Raw genomic sequence first — 18,695 nt, 5'->3', positions numbered from 1 at the left:
AAGAATTTACAACTTTTCTTCCCTATCAGTCGCTTGGCACTGTTTACATTTGCCATAAAACAAAACCCATTGGCTATGTCGCGTCCAGTTACCCTCGGCGAGTTTATCATCGAAAAGCAGAAAGATTTTCCTTACGCTTCCGGTGAGCTCACGCAGTTATTGAGTTCCATTCGTCTCGCGTCTAAAATTGTGAACCGAGAGATCAATCGCGCAGGTTTAGCTGATATTCTTGGTTCAGTAGGTCATCAGAATGTGCAAGGCGAAACTCAAATGAAACTCGACGTATATGCCAATGAAGTATTTACCAATGCATTGAAAGCCAGGGGTTTGGTATGCGGATTAGCCTCTGAAGAAAACGACGACTTCATCGCATTCGATGAAGAGCTTCACAAAGACAGCAAGTATGTGGTACTTATTGACCCGCTCGATGGCTCGTCAAACATTGATGTGAACGTTTCTGTCGGCACAATCTTTTCCATTTACCGCCGACTTTCAGCACCCGGCACTAAAGTGACGCTTGAAGATTTTTTGCAGCCTGGCCACAAGCAGGTAGCAGCCGGATATGTGGTGTATGGCAGTTCTACTATGCTGGTGTACACCACAGGTCACGGTGTGAATGGATTTACGCTCGACCCTTCATTGGGCGTATTTCTCCTTTCTCATGAAAATATTAAAATGCCCAAATCAGGAGTGATATATTCCATCAACGAGGGCAACTACGTAAAATTTCCGGAAGGTGTTAAAAAATACATCAAATACTGTCAAGAAAGCGATCCCGCTACAAAGCGTCCATATACCAGTCGCTACATCGGTTCGCTAGTGAGCGACTTCCACCGCAATATGCTCAAAGGCGGCATTTATATCTATCCGCAGGGCACCAACGCGCCCAATGGAAAACTTCGCTTGCTCTACGAATGCAATCCCCTTGCCTTTCTGGCCGAGCAAGCCGGCGGTATGGCCACCGACGGTTATAGAAGAATACTCGACATTCAGCCCACTGAATTACATCAGCGCGTTCCCTACTTTGTGGGTAGCTCCGACATGGTCACTAAAGCCATGGAATTTATGAACATGTACAAGGATTAAACGTATAAAAAGAAAAAATCACTGACGTCTTGAAAAGAGAATGGAAAACAATTAAAGAGTACGACGAAATCCTTTTTGACTTCTACAACGGCATAGCTCGTATTACCATCAATCGTCCTCGTTATCGCAATGCCTTCACCCCAAAAACCGTGAAGGAAATGATTGATGCCATGCACATATGCCGCGAAAATCCAGAAATCTACGTAGTAGTATTAACCGGAGCCGGCGATAAGGCTTTTTGTGCCGGTGGCGATCAGAACGTAAAAGGCATTGGTGGCTATGTGGATGAACATGGCGTGCCCCGTCTCAATGTGCTTGACCTGCAAAAACTCATTCGAAGCATTCCAAAACCCGTAATTGCAATGGTAAATGGCTATGCCATTGGTGGAGGTCATGTACTTCACGTGGTGTGCGATCTTACCATAGCCAGCGAAAATGCCATTTTCGGACAAACAGGACCTAAAGTAGGTAGTTTCGACGGTGGATTTGGCTCCTCTTATTTGGCTCGAATCGTAGGACAGAAAAAAGCCCGTGAAATTTGGTACCTCTGCCGTCAATACTCAGCTAAGGAAGCCCTCGAAATGGGACTTGTTAATTGCGTAGTGCCACTCGATCAGCTGGAAGATGAAACTGTAAAGTGGTGCGAAGAAATTATGGAAAAAAGTCCGATTGCCCTGCGAATGATCAAAGCCGGATTGAATGCCGAACTCGATGGTCAAGCTGGCATTCAGGAGCTTGCAGGCAATGCCACACTGCTTTATTATTTTACTGAAGAATCCCAAGAAGGCCGCAAAGCTTTTCTTGAAAAGCGGAAACCTGATTTTAAGAAGTTTCCAAAGTTTCCATAGAATTATCAGACTTTTCTAAGATATCCTTATCTTCACATGGCAGCTCGATAATAAACGTGCTGCCTTTTCCTTCTTCTGATTGTATCCTGAGCTTTCCGTTATGTAGGTCCACTATTTGTTTACAGATTTTTAGACCAATGCCAAACGATTCTTCGCCTTCTGTTCCTTGTCTGCCTTCGATCAGGTCGTCATTTAAAATTTTGTCTATAAGCGATTGAGGCATACCGATTCCATTGTCTTTTATTGAGATGGAAACATGACTATCAGATTTTGTTGCATTTATTACAACAGATGAATCCCTAGGACTAAATTTTATGGCATTACTTATCAAGTTGTTTAATAAACTCCAAATCTTATAGTAATCAAAATAACAAAAGATGGGTTCATTAACTTTATTAGCAATGAAAACATTTTTCTTTCTTGCTGATTGAGAAGTAGTTTGAATGGAACTTTCAATCACTTCATTGAGTGAATTATTCTTTTTGTGAAGTGATGTAGAGGATGAATGAAGTAAATATGTAATAAATTCAAGGGATGTAGAAGCTTGTGATTCTATTAAATTTAAATAAGTGTCCAAATCTTTATTGTCATCTTCTAAGCGAATGATATCTACTAAACCCTTAATGCTTGATAGTGGATTTCTCAAATCATGAGCGAGGTATTTTAGAAGAAATTTGTTGTATAATTCTGATTGATAGAGCATGCTATTCGTTCGCTTCAATTCTTCGTTTATTTTCTTAAGCTCATTCGACAAATAACGTTCGTGTTTTAAATGCTTTTTGTTTTCATTGGATCTAACATACAATATTGTTACAATAAAAATCAGAGTTAAAGATATGATCAAAAATAAAATGAATAAAAACTTGTTTTTCTGAATGTTTTTTTGGAGTCTTTCTTCCGATATTTTATTGTTCAAATGCAGATACTCCCTTGTAATGTTATCAGAATTTGATAAGATTGTTACTACTTGAATGCTATCATTTATTTCAGCAGATTTTTTTCTAAATAAATAGGCATTTTTAAAGTCATTCAATGATTCATAAATACGGGAAATTATCCTGAATATTTCAGAACTATATTTATCATTATGCAAATATATTTGTTGTATAGACTGCAAACTATCCAACAGTTGATAGGCTTGTTTTATTTTCCCTTGCTTTGCATTTGAAAGTGCCAGAAGATATGAAGCTTTATAAATATTTTTCTTTACTTTTTCATATTTGTATGGTTGATTAACCAAAATATTCAAGATACTATCTGCCTGTAGGAATTGCTTTTTTTTTAAGAAGTATATACGAATGCAAATATTTTAATTCTGCACTTACTGCCTTTGTAAATTCAATACTCTCTTTGTCTATTTGCAATATTGAGTCTTCCAATTGGTATGCATAATTAATTGTATTGAGAGCTTTATCATAAAGCCAGATATTGAATAAAGCACTAGCCTGAAGTTTTTTGATGTGAAATTTAAGAAATAAAGTTTCGTATAATTCATCATTCGTATTGGGCTTGTATGTTTGAAGTATTCTAAACGATTCCCTCAAAAAATCAATACTTCCGATATAATCTCCTTTGTTGTAAAGAATATTTGCTAATTGATAAATTCTTGATGCTTTTTTAAATTGATTTGTATCTTTTATCTGTTCAGCAAAGTAGATCATTTCAAATATGTATGATGTTGCCTCATCATACTTGTATAGTTTTTGCGATATTTCAGACACATTATTTAATACAGTTTCATAAAATAAAGGAAACTGTTTTTTATAAATTCTCGCAATATCTAAAGCATTGTCAAAATATTTTTCTGATTCTTCATAGTGTCCTTGTACAAAATGGTGATGGCCGAAAATTTTATATTTTAATGCTTCAAAAATGGGGTGTTCTGGATATTCAGATTTTACACTATCAACTATTTGGAGCATTTTATCCAAATCATTGTAATAATTATTGAAATAAATTTCTTCTGATATATTGGACAGAATGGAATCATTGACTGAGTACTTTGATGATGTAAAAAATGTATTATTTTTTACATTGTTGCAGGCAAGATTTGAAAGGAAAATTCCCAAAAACAGTAATCGAATAATTTTTGTCAGTATTCCTGGCATACCAACTATGGCTGATTTCAGTATTATTTTTCGCAGGTATTCAGCCTACTTTTGCAACAAATAAAATAATAAAAATCAGAATTTCAAAACAACATCGATTTGTGGTTAAATTAAAAAAAGTTAAAAAAGTAATATTTTTTGTTTTTGTCAAACTGCTATTAATCAGTGATTTATATGCTCAGAATGAAACAGATGAACGTGCCCTGGTAAGAATTCAGGACGGAATAAGCCTACAAAGGGATACTCTATTTCTCCTAAACCTTCGCTTAAGAATTCAAAATCGCTTTGGAATAATCCTAAATGATCAAACCAATACCCCAGAATTTGATGCTCGCGTCCGAAGGCTGAGACTACGTTTGGATGGTTATGTTTTGAGTCCCAGAGTGCAGTATTACGTACAATTGTCGTTTTCACAGGCTGATCAGGAGCTCGACCGCAGTAATACGCCACAAATCATTCGCGATGCCATTTTGTACTATGTGTTTTCAGATAAATTCTACATGGGATTCGGCCAATCAAAGCTGCCAGGTAACCGACAGCGTGTAATTTCATCAGGTAGTTTACAGTTTGTTGATAGGTCACTGGCCAATGCAACTTTTAATCTAGACCGCGACTTTGGATTTTTTTTCTATTATAACGAACACTTTAGCACACAAAAAATTAATGTAAAAGCCGCAATCACTACCGGAGAAGGTCGTAATGCTCAAATAACCTCTGCAGGGCTATGTTATACGGGTAGAATAGAGTGGCTGCCTTTTGGCAAATTTTTAAATGCAGGTGATTTTACCGAAGGCGATTTGGAGATAGAAAAATATTTTAAGCTCTCACTTGCCGCGGGTTACTCTTTTAATAAAAATGCGAGTCGTACCGGTGGTCAGATCGGCGGACAGCTCTTCGAACACAGAAATTTTTCAACATTCATAGCCGATGGCATTGCGAAATATTACGGGTGGGCTTTGCAAGCGGAATATTTTCGAAGACACACTATCAACCCGATTACACAAAACACCGATGGTCAAATTGCCTTTGTGTACAATGGCTCTGGCTATGCTGCTCAGCTGAGTAAATTTTTTTCACCGGGTTGGGAAGTGGCACTGCGTTTGGCCACTACCGTGCCTGATGAAGACATTAAAGCTGTAGCTACACGCTTCGATGAATATTTAACTGGAGTATCTCGATATCTGCGAGGCCATCGCATAAAAGCACAATTGAACGTAGGGTACACTGACCGTTTTCAGCCTTCTGGCCGACAAAGAGATGCATTGCTTACCTTTCAGGTAGAATTTGGCTTTTAAATACTTGGTGGAATGCCCGGTTTGTACGTTCATATACCTTTTTGTCACAAGGCTTGCCACTATTGCAACTTTCATTTCTCTACCAATCTTAAAACCATACACAGGACGCTGGGTGCCATTCGAAAGGAAGCTGAGCTACAGGCTGAGAAATTTCAAGACGTTTCATTCACTACCTTATACTTTGGTGGAGGTACTCCTTCGCTCTTAGATCTTAGTGATTTATCAGAACTATTTTCTGTACTTCGGAATTTATACGTGATATACTCGGTTGAGAGTACTCTGGAAGCCAATCCTGAAGATATCTCTTCCGAAAAACTCGAAGGCTGGCTTGAAATGGGCATCGACAGACTGAGTATCGGCATACAGACTTTTAACGATGCACAGCTGAAAATATTCAATCGAAACCACACAGCTGCTCAGGCCAGACAATGCATTGACTTAGCAAAAAGTGCCGGCTTCTCCCATTTCAATTTGGATTTGATTTTTGGATTTCCCGGACAAACGCTGAAACAGTGGGACGATGATCTTCAGAAAATGCTTGAAATCGGTCCTGAACACATCAGTGTATATGCACTTACACGTGAAGAAGGTACAGCATACGATCAATTATACAAAAAGGGAATACTCGATGAAGTGAATGAATCCCTTGTTTCAGATATGTTTTATCTGGCGCGCGAGCGTCTCACTCACGCAGGCTATTTGCACTACGAAGTCTCAAATTATGCTTTGCCAGGCCATGAGGCTCGCCACAACAGCGGTTACTGGTCTGGTGATTTATATCTGGGTTTAGGGCCTTCGGCGCACAGCTATGCACACGACAAACGATGGTGGAATTTTTCAAACAATGCTCTATATGAAAAAACTCTTTTTTTAAACAAAAAATGGTATGAAGAAGAAATACTGACGAACAAAAATCGCTTCAACGAAATCATTATTACCGGAATTCGGACTTCAAAAGGTATTTCCATTGAAAAATGCAAAAAATTTTTAGACGACGAAGAATTTTCTGATTGGTATAAAAAAGTGGAAGATTTAGTAAAAAAAGGAATTTTTAATCTCAAAGCTGATCACTTAATTATAAATCCTGAATACTTATTTATTTCCGATACATTTGCTTTACAACTTCTGATTTAAGAATTAAGTTTCGAAACAGATTTTTTTGAAAAAAAAGCCAAAAATGGCATAAGAAATGAAAACAGAAAAACACCTGCCTGTCGCTGAAGAATCGACTCAGTAAACATTGAGAATACAAAAATTAATACAATGTAATTTGAAGCAGGATGAGATGAAAAAACCATTACTATCGTTAACGTGCCTATGAGTAAAATAATTCCTATTCCACGCTCAGCTAAAGCTTGTAAAAATTGATTGTGATAATTGTATGAGCCATCCCGAAGGTAATATACTTTTTCACCGTCCCAAAACTCGGCATTCACATGCTCAAGTTTGGCCATAAGCAAAGAATCAGCAATTCCAGGTTTAAATCCGGTAATGGGAAGATTTCTGCAGGTATTTATGGCTTCCTTCCAAATGAAAACTCGATGGTTGGTTTGTTTGTCGTTTTTTTTTGATTTTATACTTCTGAACTCGTCGATGGTTTCTTGAATTCGGCGGTGCACTTCAGATGAAAATAGTACAGTTACTACAAAGGCAATAGTTCCAAATGCTAAATAAAAAAACTTGCTTTTTGTCACGGATTTCTTTATGTGAAAAAAGGTGTAGGCCGAAAGAAGCATTGTGAGTATAATCCATTGCATGCGTACAGAGAGCAATACAATAGACAAAATCAAAATACTACATGAAAAAATGGCAAATATTCTACTTTTAAAAGTATTCCCAAATAACAAAAAAGCTAAGGCTACATTATAATACATGCCTAAATAGTGGACAGGCAAAAAGAAGTAGGGAGATCTTTTGGAATATTCTAATGGGATATTTTCTATTTCGATTTGAATAAAATTTACTAAAAAAAATAGTGCTGAAAATATACTAGAGACTACAAAGATTTTTTCTAAAAGCTTAAAAAGAGAATTTTCAAGTTCTTTGTAATACAGCACAAATGGAAGCCCCCAAAAAAGCATGGGAATTTGTACGGATAGAATTTCAGATGTTTGTTTTGATTTTAAAGAGAAATCAATACCCAGCAAATAGTAAAAGACTAAAAATGCCACAACCCATGCAGCATGCTTATTAAATGTAATTAAATGACGGTGAAAGGGAAACATCATAAGCCAACCGACACCAGCTATCATAATGCCAAGCGATGCCGGAAGAAAAGTGGGCTGGAACGGTAAAAGAGCAGTGAAGTAGCACAAGCCAACTTGAATCAAATACTTGCTTGTGCTATACCATCCGTTGCTGAAAGACATCAGAGTTTTAATATTTTTCTATACTGCTCCGGATCTGATAAAACTTTGATGGCTTCGGCTACCTCGTTATCGGCTGTAAGCGATTTTTGAATGCGGCCCTCCTGATAAGCCACGCGCGACACGATCTCTTCTTCTATGTATCGCTTTATTTCAGCCTTATTGTTTTCGATATCGTCTTCTTTTGAGCGCTGGAAGCGTTTTTTAAGCTTGAGTAATTCGCTTTCAATTTCGCTGAAATATTGTTCATCTTTGGTGGTTTCCATGATTTCCTGTAGGAGCTTTTCGGTGCGGGTTTGGTAGCTGAGGTCCTTGTCTTTTAGCCATAGTTTAAAGGCATTCCAATCGCTCTCTGACAGTTGAAACTTAACGTCGATGGTGTTTCTGCCTTTTTTTGCCACATATTCGGTGGCCCAATCGAAGATTAAATTGTTCTGAATTAATGCAGTAAGTACTGGACTATACTTGCGAGGTTCAGTTACAATATCTGGGTCGATTCCACCCCCGTCGTACACTGTGCGACCATTACGCGTTGTAAAGCTTCTACGCAGCGAATCGGGTATAGATGATACGGAGCCATCTTCGTTTCGCTGGGAGTAATTGATAGCCTGAATGCAACGGCCTGAAGGCGTGTAATATTTACTCACTGTCACCTTTAGCTGTGCGCCATAGGAGAGTTTGCGCGTTTGCTGTACCAAACCTTTTCCAAAAGAGCGCTGGCCTATGATGACACCTCTGTCGAGGTCTTGTATGGCTCCTGATACGATCTCTGATGCAGAGGCCGAACCTCTGTTGATTAATACAACAATTGGTAAGTCAGTAGTTACGGGATTATCGAGTGTTTTATACGAGCGTTCCCATTCTTTTATTTTCCCCCGTGTACTTACGATTTCCTGTCCTTTTGGGAGAAAGATGTTTGAAACATTTACAGCTTCGCTCAGAAGTCCACCGGGATTTCCTCGTAAGTCGAGAATCAAACCTTTAAGGTCAGCATTTTTTTGAAGGTCAGTGAGTGCTTCTTTGATTTCTTTTGAGGCTTTGTCGGTGAAGTTTGTGAGATTGATGTATCCGATACCCGGGGCAACATAGCCGCAGTAGGGCACAGATTTTAGTTGAATTTCTTCGCGCACAATTTTCAGATCCAAAGTTTGGTCACCACGCTTGACTTTGAGCGTAAAGCTTGTGCCAGGGCTGCCTTTCAATAGAGCACTTACTTCGCTGTCGCTGAATCCCTTGAGCGATTTGCCGTCGATAGCGAGTAGAAGGTCGCCGGGTCGCAAGCCGGCCTTGTCGGCTGGTGCATCTTTGTACACGCTCACTACCATTACATAGTCATCGCGCTTTCTGATACTGGCTCCAATGCCGCCGTATTGGCCTGTTGTCTGTATTCGAAAGTTTTCGATTTCTGATTCTTTGATGTAAGTAGTGTATGGATCTAAAGAACTCAGCATAGAATTGATGGCTTTGTCCATCAACTTTGTTGGATCGGTCTCATCTACATAATACAGGTTGATTTCCTTAAAAATATGAGAGAATATATCCAGCTGCTTGTGGATCTCAAAGTAGTTGAGCGTGGTAGCTGAAATCAGCAGGAGTGAGACAAGAGCTATTTTTATGCTGAAAGACTTTTTCATATCTGTGTTTCTTCGATTTTTGAAGGTAATTCTTGAACTATTTTTTTAAAAGCCTGGTCTATTTCAGACCAACGAGGCAATTTTTTTCCAATGTAAATAAACAACACAGCAATATTCTTATTGTGCAAGTTCAAGAGATTTTTGTGTAAGCGATAGCCCTCGCGCAAAAGTCGCTTGATGCGGTTGCGGTCATGAGCTTTTTTGAAAGCTTTTCGAGGGGCAATAAAAGCTACACCAAACGATTGATTTTCAGTCCAAAGAATTTTAATTGGAAAGAAAACTACAGACTTGCCGTTTGTAAAAAGCGAATCAAAAACCGCTTTTTTTTTGAGAATTTCAGATTTGGGAAGCCTAAAATCGGCCACGGAGTTGTATGTAGGATCTACCAAAGTACCCGGGGCGGGACTTGAACCCGCACCCACATTTCTGCGGACAGGATTTTAAGTCCTGCGTGTCTACCGATTCCACCACCCGGGCTAAATGAAAAACCCTCCGATTACCGGAGGGAAAACTCAGAGCGAGAAACGGGACTCGAACCCGCGACCCCGACCTTGGCAAGGTCGTGCTCTACCAACTGAGCTATTCTCGCATTCGGGCCGCAAAGATATACATGCCTTCTTTGTTTGTACAAGGGGGCAAATAAATTTTTCAACCCGATTTTAAATTTTGTTTTGATTTGTTGATAATTACTTGTTTTTAAAGCGTTTTTATACAAGTTATCACCTTACTACCTCTGCTATCCGATACATTTCTACTTCACAGCTCTTGTTGTTACGCATGTAGTAGCGCAGCGTAATACGAAGTCGCTCCTGACAGGTGCCGGATTGCTTCTCAGGCACACCCCTGAACTGCAAATAATGTTCAACACTGCTGTTGGCCTGCTGTTTCGGACTATTGGGTGGTATATTGAATTGAATTGGCTATAGGAGTATTCACGACACTAGCCGAATTCGAGACTTCTACGCAGGCATTGGTCAGACCTGCAGGTTGAATTACCGGCGGATTTTGCATTAGGCTTTGCCAGGGTGTGGGATTGGTATTGGGACATTCAGTTCTTCTTTCAAAATTTACAAGAGAAATGGTAAGTTGAGTAAAAAATGTTTCACTAAGTGGAGTTGTAGTAGCAATGCCTGAGAGCACAAAACCGGGAACTTGTGGAATGGCGGGGTTTGAGAAGGTAATGTTCACTTTATTGCATCGATTGCTGCTGCCGCAGAGCGAAGGGTAGGGTCTAATGTCTTGACGGCTTGCGCACAGGGTTTGTCCATTGGCTGATTTGAATTCAAAGGTTAGTTGTGGAGTGCCACTCGCTGGATTGTGCTGAAGGTCATATTCGAAGTTAAAAGTGCCTCCGGCCGGATTGCCGACTGAAAATGTGAGTTGGTTAGGATTGTTGAGTGTGCCACCTGCTGAGGGGGCTGAAAAGGTGGCTCCGGTAGCGGTAATCACTAAAGTACCGTTTACGCTATTTCCACTAATTCCGTCAAGAGAGTGTGACATGCGAAGCTTTGCGCCGGGCTGGCATGTCATGGCATTGGTACGCAGACGGAAGCACTCCGGTATTGGTTGTGGGAAAGATACAGACAGCGTACTGGCACATCCTCTGGCGCCTACAGAAAAAGAGGTGCTTATCGGGGTGTTGACTGGAATGGGTGAGGTAGCCACTACTTTAATGGACTGCTGATGTGTGCCCGCTCCTACGTTTATGGGTGTGGCAAGTGGTGATGAAGTAATGTTTCCGCCGTTGGGGTTCACTGCCATTATAGTGATCGATCCGTTGTGGGGTTGATTGGTGGTCAGAGTAAAATTAATTGTTTACTCAAGCGGGTTACCAGGTACGGGTGTCACGGATTGAACAGCAAATTGACAGGTCAGTTGAGCTTTTAGATTAAAAGCAAGAATTGTAACAACAAATGCTAAAGAGGTTGAAGTTGTTCTCATGAGTTGTGATTATTTGTAACACAAAGATTTTATTAAATAAGATTGTGATTTAAGTTACACTTTCAAACAGTTACAAAAATTGCCTCGAACAATTCATTTTTTCCACGAAGGATAAATATCTTACTTTTTTTATCATGATTAAATATCTGATTGAATGATAGGTAGATTTGTCACCATTGTTGAGCCGTCAAATGATTGAACTTACTAACGTCACTAAATCTTTTAAAAAAGGAGAATTTGCAATAAAAGAACTCACGTTTACGCTTGAAGCAGGGCAGACTGCCGGGCTAATTGGCCCAAATGGCGCTGGTAAGAGCACTACGATTAAGTGTATTGCCGGCCTTTTAAGGCTCGATTCTGGTCAAATAAAGATCGCAGGCCACCCTCATACATCAATTGAGGCGAAGCGCCGAATGGCTTATGTTCCAGAGATGCCCGAGCCATATCCGCTACTCACTGCCTGGGAACATATGCAGTTTGTGGCTCAGGCTTATGGTTTACGCTATTGGAAATCGCGTGCCGAAGAACTTTTTGATCGCTTTGAAATGACAGAACATCGTAATAAGCTCGGCCGAGAACTCTCTAAAGGCATGCGGCAAAAGGTGAGCATATGTGCGGCCTTCTTGCACGATCCGGATTTTATCATGCTCGATGAACCCCTTATGGGTCTTGATCCGAAAGCCATCCGCGAGGTAAAAATTTTGATCGAGGAAGAAAAGGCAAAAGGCAAAACTTTATTGATTTCTACCCATATACTTGATACCGTGGAGCGATTTGCAGATCGACTTCTCATTATGCGTGCTGGTAAGTTGATTTGGAACCATTCTCCACTGGCTTTGCGCAAGCAATTTGGTGATGAGGTTCAAACCTTAGAAGATATTTTTTTCAATCTTACTCAAAAGTCAGCTGACGATGCATGCAATTAGAGCCTTGTTGTTAAAAGATCTTTTGTCCTTAAAAAACATTTTTCTTTTGGCGCTTCGCAAACCCTTGCGGTGGCTTTTCATCCTTGCTTTTATTGCCTTTTTTGTATATCGACGTTTCTCGATCACTACAGGTGAAGTAGCTGTGTATCCTGAAGCTGATGAATTTTCTATAATCATTGCTAAAGAACAAGAAAAAGTACATGTGTTTTTTGCAGCTTTTACAGGTTTAATTATTTCCGCTGTTTATATAATCATTATAACCCGCGCTATAAAGCGCAACACCTCATTTTTTGTCAATGCTGATACCCATTTTCTGTTTTCGGGGCCTTTTAATCCAAGGGTACTGCTTATGTATCAGTTGGGAAAGAGTCTGATTCCATCTTTTTTTTCATCACTGATTTTAATTTTCTACTTCTTTTTGTTTATTAGTCCAGAGAGCATTTCTTTTTCGACGAAACAAGTCTTTCTCGTGGCTATTCCGTTTACGCTTTTTGTTTTTAGCCTTAAACCTCTACAATTTCTAATTTTTAGTTACGTAGCAAGGGGTAATGGTGAGGAGCGTGTTAAACACGTTCGTCACTTGCGAAACTTTATTTTGGCAGCTGTACTTATTTCTTTTTTGCTTAACTTTCAACAATATGGTTTTATTAATGTATTAAAAGCTGTTTTTAACAATGGCTCATTTCAGTTAGTTCCAGTTATAGGATGGTTTCATGCCAGCATAATGGGTATAATGTCAGGTGAAGCGGTTTGGTGGGCAATCGCGTTAGTTGCACTTTATATAGTAGCTCTGCCATTGGGCGTATATAGGTTTGGAAATCAATACTACGAAGACATTCTTGCATCTACCGAATTAAAAACGCGCGCAGAGCAGTTTCGATCTAGTGAAGCTCAGCTGAGTGACGAGGTTGAATACAGTTGGGCCATCAACACAAAAAAAATTAGAGAGCATACCAATTTTGGAAAAGGGGCTGTAGTGCTGTTTTGGAAAAACTGGGTTATGGCATATCGTCAAACTGGTATCCCTGTTTTAGATCCAAGCTCTTTTTTTGCCGCTTTGCTCGGTATTATTATAGGTGTAACAATTCACTTTACCCCATTTGACCGTGAAGATTTCAATGGAATCATCGTTTTAAGTTTTTTGTTTTTAGCTTTTTTGTCGTATAGTGCTGGGTATATGCGGGTACGCATTGGCGATTTAACTCGCCCTCAATTTGCCTTAATCCCTGATACAGTTCCTCGTAAATTGTTTTATTTCCTTCTGCTCGATCTTTTACAAGTGGGGGCATATACCCTATTGTTTTATGCCCCTGTTGTAATTTCATATGGTGATCATTTTGACTTACTTCCTACAACGGTTATTGCTTCAATTGCCCTTTATCTTTTGGGTTTTTTATTTCAATTAAATGCTCGATTGAGAATTAGGAATGTAGTTGATCGCTATCTCTTTTTGCCTCTTGCTTTTCTGGTTCTCATGCTCTTTGCTCAGTTGCCATCGGTCTTCCTTGCGATTGCTGCATTCGGATTTTTTAAGTCATACGGTGCTTCGTTTATGACTGTTGCTTTTTACATAGGTGTGTGGAGTGCTTTGTTGTACATTTTTGCAATGGAAGAGATTGATCGGTTGGAATATTGAGTACTTGTTGAAATATGCCATTCGTTAATAAAAATTTTTTTTGGATTCAAAAGTTTAAGATAAGGATTACCATAAGCAAACGTCAAAACATCAAATTCTTTTAATCGATTTTAAGCATTGAAAAATCAGTTTGATTAATTGATATTGTGTTGGCAGAATATTTTAAAAGTGGAGGATAATGTGATTTGAATGGCAAATAAAAGAAGAACCGGCATGTGTGTGTGTACTGCATGCCGGTCATCTACCTGCTATGAAAAAAAACCTACTTGTTACTGAGCTGACTGATTAGCTTGCTCGTTGGTCGAAGCTTCAGCCTCTTCATATAATGTTCCCTGTGGTTCTTTCGGATTGGCGGGTGTAGTTCCTCTGAGCGATTTCACATAGCTTGCTACATCCTGCATTTGTGCGGGCGACAGCATGTCTTTCCAGGCGAGCATACCTTTTTCGAGTACACCGTACTTGATTACTTTGAAAATGTCTTGTATGCTACCGCCGTGGATGTAGTAATTGTCGGTAAGATTTGGACCTACCAATCCACCACCGTCGGGTGCATGGCACGAAGCGCAATTTTGTTCGAAGATCTTTTTACCGGCTGCCAGATTGGCCTCAGCAGTGAGGTATTGTACGGTGTTTTCGTCGATGAGGTTAGCAGCGGTTTTGAGGTACTCTTCCTTCTGTTTCTCAGCTAAGGCAAGTTCTCTTTCAAGCTCTTCGACACTTGACGGGCCAGTGCCAAGTACGTGGAAATGGATGAGGTAAATGATAGAGTAAATGATGGTGATATAGAAGCCCCATACCCACCAAGGCGGTAAGGAGTTATCAAGCTCTTTGATCCCGTCATAATCGTGATCGAGCATGATGTCGGCCTCTTTTTCGATCGGCTTGGCTTTGGTAAGCGCTTGCATAATGCGCTGGTATAGAGAGGGTTTTACAACTTCTTCAGCTTCTTCTGTTTCTGCTGCCACTGCCGGTGATGCAGGTGCCGCTACAGCCTTTTTCTGAGCGATCATCAGTTCTTTGATGGCATTAAACGCCTTATTTACAGTGACAAGCGTAACGATCAGAAGAACGAAGGTGACGAAAAACATCCAGAAGAAAACATCATTCAGAAGCCCATACCAGTCGAAGCCAGTAGAAGCTGCCGGCTGCTGTTCTTGAGCCATCAGTGCAACACCGGCTATAGAAAATAGGAGGGTTGATACTTTTTTCATACGATTAGTTTTGAGGGTTTGAATTTGGGTCATCGTTCAGAGGCATCTGGCTAAGCTGTTTCATCGTGTTCTTATCGGCCAGGAATGTTTTGATCAGTATGGCAATAAAAACCAACCCAAACAGTATCAGAGAGATGATGGGATAGATATCCACATTATCGATGGTTGCCAGATGATGTTTTACAAACTTTAGCATGGCTGCTTATTTTTGAGCTGTTTGATTTTTAACCTTAATGTCGGTGCCCAGACGCTGCAGATATGCAATCAGCGCTATGATTTCCTCATTTGGTTTTACGCTGATGTTGGGGTCTTTATTCAGCTCGTCAGCAATCATTTGGGCTTGAACTTCCAGATCTATCAGAGCATTGTCAATTTGCTCTTGTGTATAGGGCACACCCAGCTTGGCCAATTGCTTCATTTTCTTTTGGGTGTAAGCCGTATTGAGGGTAGCGTCGTTTTTATCGGTAGTAAAGAGCCATGGATAGCGCGGCATGATAGAGCCTGGGCTCATTGAAGTAGGATCCCACATGTGGTTGTAGTGCCAGCTGTGCGGATATTTACCACCTACACGATGCAAGTCGGGCCCGGTGCGCTTGCTGCCCCATAAGAACGGGAAGTCATATACATACTCACCGGCCTTAGAGTACTCGCCATAGCGGGCTATTTCGCTGCGGAACGGACGCACCAGTTGAGAGTGACAAGCGTTGCAACCTTCGCGGATGTAAATATCGCGACCTTCAAGTTCCAGTGGTGTGTAGGGCTTTACAGAAGCGATTTTTGGAATGTTGCTGTCCACCATTAATGTGGGTACAATCTCTACAACTCCACCAATAAGAACTGCGATGAAAACTAGTACAGTGAAGAGAACGGGCTTTCTCTCAAGAGCTCGGTGGAAGGATTCATGACCATGAACCCCTTGAGCAGCCAATGCCGGAGCTTCTGCTGGTTCTTCGGCCAGGAGTTTACCCTTGAGCATTGTTTTGGCGAGGTTATAGGTCATTATTATGATACCTGTCACATATAGAAGTCCACCAAAGGCGCGCAGTGCATACATCGGGATAATTTGTGTCACTGTTTCGAGGAAGTTGCCGTATACAAGTGTGCCATCGGGGTTGAACTGTTTCCACATCAAGCTCTGAGTAAAGCCGCTGATATACATAGGCAATGCCCAGAAGAGAATACCTATGGTGCCAATCCAAAAGTGAATGTTGGCTAACTTATCAGAATAGAGCTTGGTCTGATATATACGTGGTGTAAGCCAATAGAACATACCGAAGGCAAGGAAGCCGTTCCAACCGAGGGCGCCGATGTGTACGTGAGCTGGTACCCAGTCAGTGAAGTGAGCTATGGCATTTACACTTTTAGTTGAGAGCATCGGGCCTTCGAAGGTAGCCATACCATAAGCTGTGACAGCTACTACAAAGAACTTCAGTACCGCACTTTCGCGTACCTTATCCCAAGCTCCGCGCAGCGTGAGCAGACCGTTGATCATACCACCCCAAGAAGGTGCGATCAGCATCACTGAGAATACTGTACCTAGTGACTGAGCCCAGTCGGGCAAAGCAGAGTAGAGCAGGTGGTGCGGACCAGCCCATATATAAATGAAGATTAGCGCCCAGAAGTGAATGATTGAGAGTTTGTATGAATACACAGGGCGGTTAGCCGCTTTCGGCATAAAATAGTACATCAAACCCAAAATTGGTGTGGTGAGGAAAAACGCTACAGCATTATGACCATACCACCATTGCACCAATGCATCCTGAACACCTGAATAAATAGAGTAGCTCTTCAGGGCATGTACGGGTATTTCAAGGTTATTGAAGATGTGTAAAAGGGCTACAGTAACGAATGTGGCGATGTAGAACCAAATCGCTACATAAAGATGGCGTTCTCTGCGGATCAGAATAGTCCAAATCATGTTAACACCAAAAGCTACCCACACGATGGCTATGGCAATGTCGATTGGCCACTCCAGCTCAGCATATTCCTTGCTCGAAGTATAGCCAAGCGGCAGAGTGATGGCAGCAGCTAAAATGATCAATTGCCAGCCCCAGAAGTGAAAGCGGCTGAGAAAATCGCTGGCCATTCGTGTTTTAAGCAGCCGTTGCAGGGAGTAGTAAACACCAGCAAACATTGCATTTCCCACAAAAGCAAAGATCACTGCATTTGTGTGCAGTGCCCTTATGCGACCGAATGTAAGGAAGGATGTGTCAAAATTCAGGGCAGGAAAAACCAGTTGAAGCGCCACTGTAAGGCCTACCAGCATTCCAATGATACCGAATACAATGGCGGCAAGCATAAAGTCCTTGACCGTCCGGTTGTCGTAATTGAACTTTTCCATTTCCATAGTTTAGAACGTATTAGGTTTATTGATGGGGTTTCTTGTTTTCTTGATCAGCGTTTTCTAATGTTTTCACTTCATTGTCAAAGAGCATTCGAATGGCCGGGGTTACGTCGTCGTCGTACTGCCCAGAGTTAACACTCCACACAAAGGCGATTAGAAAACCCGAGGCGATTAGTACGCTTATAAAAATTAACAAGTAAATAATTTCCATAGAATCTTCTTGATTTGGTGACAAAAGTGAAATCCGCACTTCTTACCATCTATGATAGCTCTCAATTCATAAAGTGATTTTTGTCATACACATCAATCTTTGCAGAATTTCACATGTACAGGCACGTTAATTGAAGAAGTTTTACGAAATGAAAAGGATAAAAACTCTCAACTGGCTTATCATTTATGTAATCTTTTTTGCCCGCAGTCTTTCAGCACAAGTTGTTACCGAAGAAAAACCTGATCTTGACGAACTTGAAGATCACATCATCGACAGTACCTACATAGCCGAATACGAATCATTTCAGGGTAAGCCAAAAGTATTGCACGCTGAACCACTTTTTATAGACTTGATCCGCGACCTCGGTGCCCGCAGAGGAGAGGCCGAATGGAATGTGGGTTTGGGACTTTTTAATAAAAAGAAGTACGACGAAATACTTCTTTTTGTTGAGTACGAATGGGCTGTTATCGATCGTTTGGGGCTGGAAATTGAAATACCAGTTAACTTTTTTACCCCTCATCTGGGAACAAGCCCAAATGAAAGACCTCAAAATCAAATCGAAAGCCTAAAACTTGCTGCCCAATGGACATTTTATGTCAACACCGAGACCTCCACTTCACTTGCTCTGGGATATTTAAATGAGACCTTCCTCTCGCCTCCCAATTCTTTTAAAAGACGCGTTTTTGCTGAAAATAAATTTAATCCTTTCCTTGTAGCGGCTAAACGATGGGGGAATAACTGGCATTCACTGATCTACGCCGGGCCACAAATATTTAGAACATTTGACTCTTCGCCATCACATACTCGTTTAGAATGGAATTCAAACATTCATTACATGCTGCCCGGTACAAGAAATTTTATAGGTATTGAAATCAATAAATACGCCTCGCGAAACGATTTTTTTGCTGTGTTTAGGCCTCAAATGCGCCTACAGATCAAAGACAATTTTCTTATCGGAATTGTCACCGGAATTCCTATATCGTATTCCAATCAAAATTTGAGTACTTTTTTTCGAATTATTTGGGAACCAAGCCATATTTAAACTTTTTTAAATTCTACATATTTCAACAAAATATTTTATTAAAAATC

General features: G+C 40.5%; 17 protein-coding genes and 2 tRNA genes. 7 read left to right on the top strand and 12 right to left on the bottom strand.

The window, feature by feature from the left end:
* Positions 1-75: 75 nt before the first annotated feature.
* Positions 76-1,086: a class 1 fructose-bisphosphatase gene (gene fbp, locus ACK4EX_RS01615; protein ID WP_409769104.1), complete on the top strand. Its 1,011-nt coding sequence runs from the start codon at positions 76-78 to the stop codon at positions 1,084-1,086.
* Between the two features lie 29 nt (positions 1,087-1,115).
* On the top strand, positions 1,116-1,934 hold the full coding sequence (menB, locus tag ACK4EX_RS01610; protein ID WP_409769102.1) for a 1,4-dihydroxy-2-naphthoyl-CoA synthase: 819 nt from the start codon (positions 1,116-1,118) through the stop codon (positions 1,932-1,934).
* On the opposite strand, the gene ACK4EX_RS01605 is transcribed toward menB, so the two are convergent.
* Positions 1,909-3,183, bottom strand: a complete 1,275-nt coding sequence (locus ACK4EX_RS01605) for a sensor histidine kinase (RefSeq protein ID WP_409769100.1) — start codon at positions 3,181-3,183, stop codon at positions 1,909-1,911. The two genes, menB and ACK4EX_RS01605, sit on opposite strands and share 26 nt — an antisense overlap.
* A 4-nt stretch (positions 3,184-3,187) precedes the next feature.
* On the bottom strand, positions 3,188-4,042 hold the full coding sequence (locus ACK4EX_RS01600) for a hypothetical protein (RefSeq protein WP_409769098.1): 855 nt from the start codon (positions 4,040-4,042) through the stop codon (positions 3,188-3,190).
* Positions 4,043-4,143: 101 nt separating this feature from the next.
* Here ACK4EX_RS01600 and ACK4EX_RS01595 point away from each other — a divergent pair, with 101 nt between their 5' ends.
* Both ACK4EX_RS01595 and hemW read left to right on the top strand, forming a co-directional pair.
* Entirely contained in the window at positions 4,144-5,337 is a 1,194-nt protein-coding gene (locus tag ACK4EX_RS01595) for a porin (protein WP_409769096.1), read from the top strand.
* A gap of 12 nt (positions 5,338-5,349) precedes the next feature.
* A complete protein-coding gene (gene hemW / locus ACK4EX_RS01590; RefSeq protein WP_409769094.1) occupies positions 5,350-6,471 on the top strand; it encodes a radical SAM family heme chaperone HemW in 1,122 nt (373 codons plus the stop codon).
* On the opposite strand, the gene ACK4EX_RS01585 is transcribed toward hemW, so the two are convergent.
* The 6 genes from ACK4EX_RS01585 to ACK4EX_RS01560 all read right to left on the bottom strand — a co-directional run bounded on the left by ACK4EX_RS01585 (position 6,468) and on the right by ACK4EX_RS01560 (position 11,098).
* Positions 6,468-7,706, bottom strand: a complete 1,239-nt coding sequence (locus ACK4EX_RS01585; protein ID WP_409769092.1) for an O-antigen ligase family protein — start codon at positions 7,704-7,706, stop codon at positions 6,468-6,470. The two genes, hemW and ACK4EX_RS01585, sit on opposite strands and share 4 nt — an antisense overlap.
* Positions 7,706-9,337: a S41 family peptidase gene (locus tag ACK4EX_RS01580; protein WP_409769090.1), complete on the bottom strand. Its 1,632-nt coding sequence runs from the start codon at positions 9,335-9,337 to the stop codon at positions 7,706-7,708. The genes ACK4EX_RS01585 and ACK4EX_RS01580 overlap by 1 nt, the downstream gene beginning before the upstream one ends.
* A complete protein-coding gene (rnpA, locus tag ACK4EX_RS01575; protein WP_409769088.1) occupies positions 9,334-9,759 on the bottom strand; it encodes a ribonuclease P protein component in 426 nt (141 codons plus the stop codon). Before rnpA ends, ACK4EX_RS01580 begins: the two co-directional genes overlap by 4 nt.
* A tRNA-Leu gene (locus tag ACK4EX_RS01570) sits at positions 9,729-9,814 on the bottom strand. Before ACK4EX_RS01570 ends, rnpA begins: the two co-directional genes overlap by 31 nt.
* Before the next feature lie 39 nt (positions 9,815-9,853).
* Positions 9,854-9,926, bottom strand: a tRNA-Gly gene (locus tag ACK4EX_RS01565).
* A 302-nt stretch (positions 9,927-10,228) separates the two neighbouring features.
* Positions 10,229-11,098: a hypothetical protein gene (locus tag ACK4EX_RS01560; RefSeq protein ID WP_409769086.1), complete on the bottom strand. Its 870-nt coding sequence runs from the start codon at positions 11,096-11,098 to the stop codon at positions 10,229-10,231.
* A 371-nt stretch (positions 11,099-11,469) separates the two neighbouring features.
* On the opposite strand from ACK4EX_RS01560, the gene ACK4EX_RS01555 reads away from it, so the two are divergent.
* Both ACK4EX_RS01555 and ACK4EX_RS01550 read left to right on the top strand, forming a co-directional pair.
* On the top strand, positions 11,470-12,204 hold the full coding sequence (locus ACK4EX_RS01555) for an ABC transporter ATP-binding protein (RefSeq protein ID WP_409769084.1): 735 nt from the start codon (positions 11,470-11,472) through the stop codon (positions 12,202-12,204).
* Complete coding sequence (locus ACK4EX_RS01550; protein ID WP_409769082.1) at positions 12,191-13,840, top strand: putative ABC exporter domain-containing protein; 1,650 nt, start codon at positions 12,191-12,193, stop codon at positions 13,838-13,840. Before ACK4EX_RS01555 ends, ACK4EX_RS01550 begins: the two co-directional genes overlap by 14 nt.
* A gap of 269 nt (positions 13,841-14,109) precedes the next feature.
* Here the strand turns inward: ACK4EX_RS01550 and ACK4EX_RS01545 are convergent, their stop codons facing one another.
* Genes ACK4EX_RS01545 through ccoS form a run of 4 tightly spaced genes read right to left on the bottom strand, consistent with a single transcriptional unit; the run spans position 14,110 to position 17,606 of the window.
* Positions 14,110-15,051, bottom strand: coding sequence for a cbb3-type cytochrome c oxidase N-terminal domain-containing protein (locus ACK4EX_RS01545; RefSeq protein ID WP_409769080.1), 942 nt, complete (start codon positions 15,049-15,051; stop codon positions 14,110-14,112).
* A 4-nt stretch (positions 15,052-15,055) separates the two neighbouring features.
* A complete protein-coding gene (locus ACK4EX_RS01540; RefSeq protein WP_409769078.1) occupies positions 15,056-15,247 on the bottom strand; it encodes a CcoQ/FixQ family Cbb3-type cytochrome c oxidase assembly chaperone in 192 nt (63 codons plus the stop codon).
* A gap of 6 nt (positions 15,248-15,253) precedes the next feature.
* Positions 15,254-17,398 (bottom strand): cytochrome-c oxidase, cbb3-type subunit I, encoded by a 2,145-nt coding sequence (ccoN, locus tag ACK4EX_RS01535; RefSeq protein WP_409769076.1) that lies wholly within the window; start codon positions 17,396-17,398, stop codon positions 15,254-15,256.
* A 19-nt stretch (positions 17,399-17,417) separates the two neighbouring features.
* Positions 17,418-17,606, bottom strand: a complete 189-nt coding sequence (gene ccoS / locus ACK4EX_RS01530; RefSeq protein WP_409769074.1) for a cbb3-type cytochrome oxidase assembly protein CcoS — start codon at positions 17,604-17,606, stop codon at positions 17,418-17,420.
* Between the two features lie 148 nt (positions 17,607-17,754).
* On the opposite strand from ccoS, the gene ACK4EX_RS01525 reads away from it, so the two are divergent.
* Entirely contained in the window at positions 17,755-18,648 is an 894-nt protein-coding gene (locus ACK4EX_RS01525) for an HAEPLYID family protein (RefSeq protein WP_409769072.1), read from the top strand.
* Positions 18,649-18,695: the final 47 nt, after the last annotated feature.

This window comes from Thermaurantimonas sp. (genome assembly GCF_046299575.1).
Lineage (GTDB): Bacteria > Bacteroidota > Bacteroidia > Flavobacteriales > Schleiferiaceae > Thermaurantimonas.
Note: the sequence above shows the minus strand (reverse complement) of the source record. Positions and strands in the feature narration are given on the sequence as shown.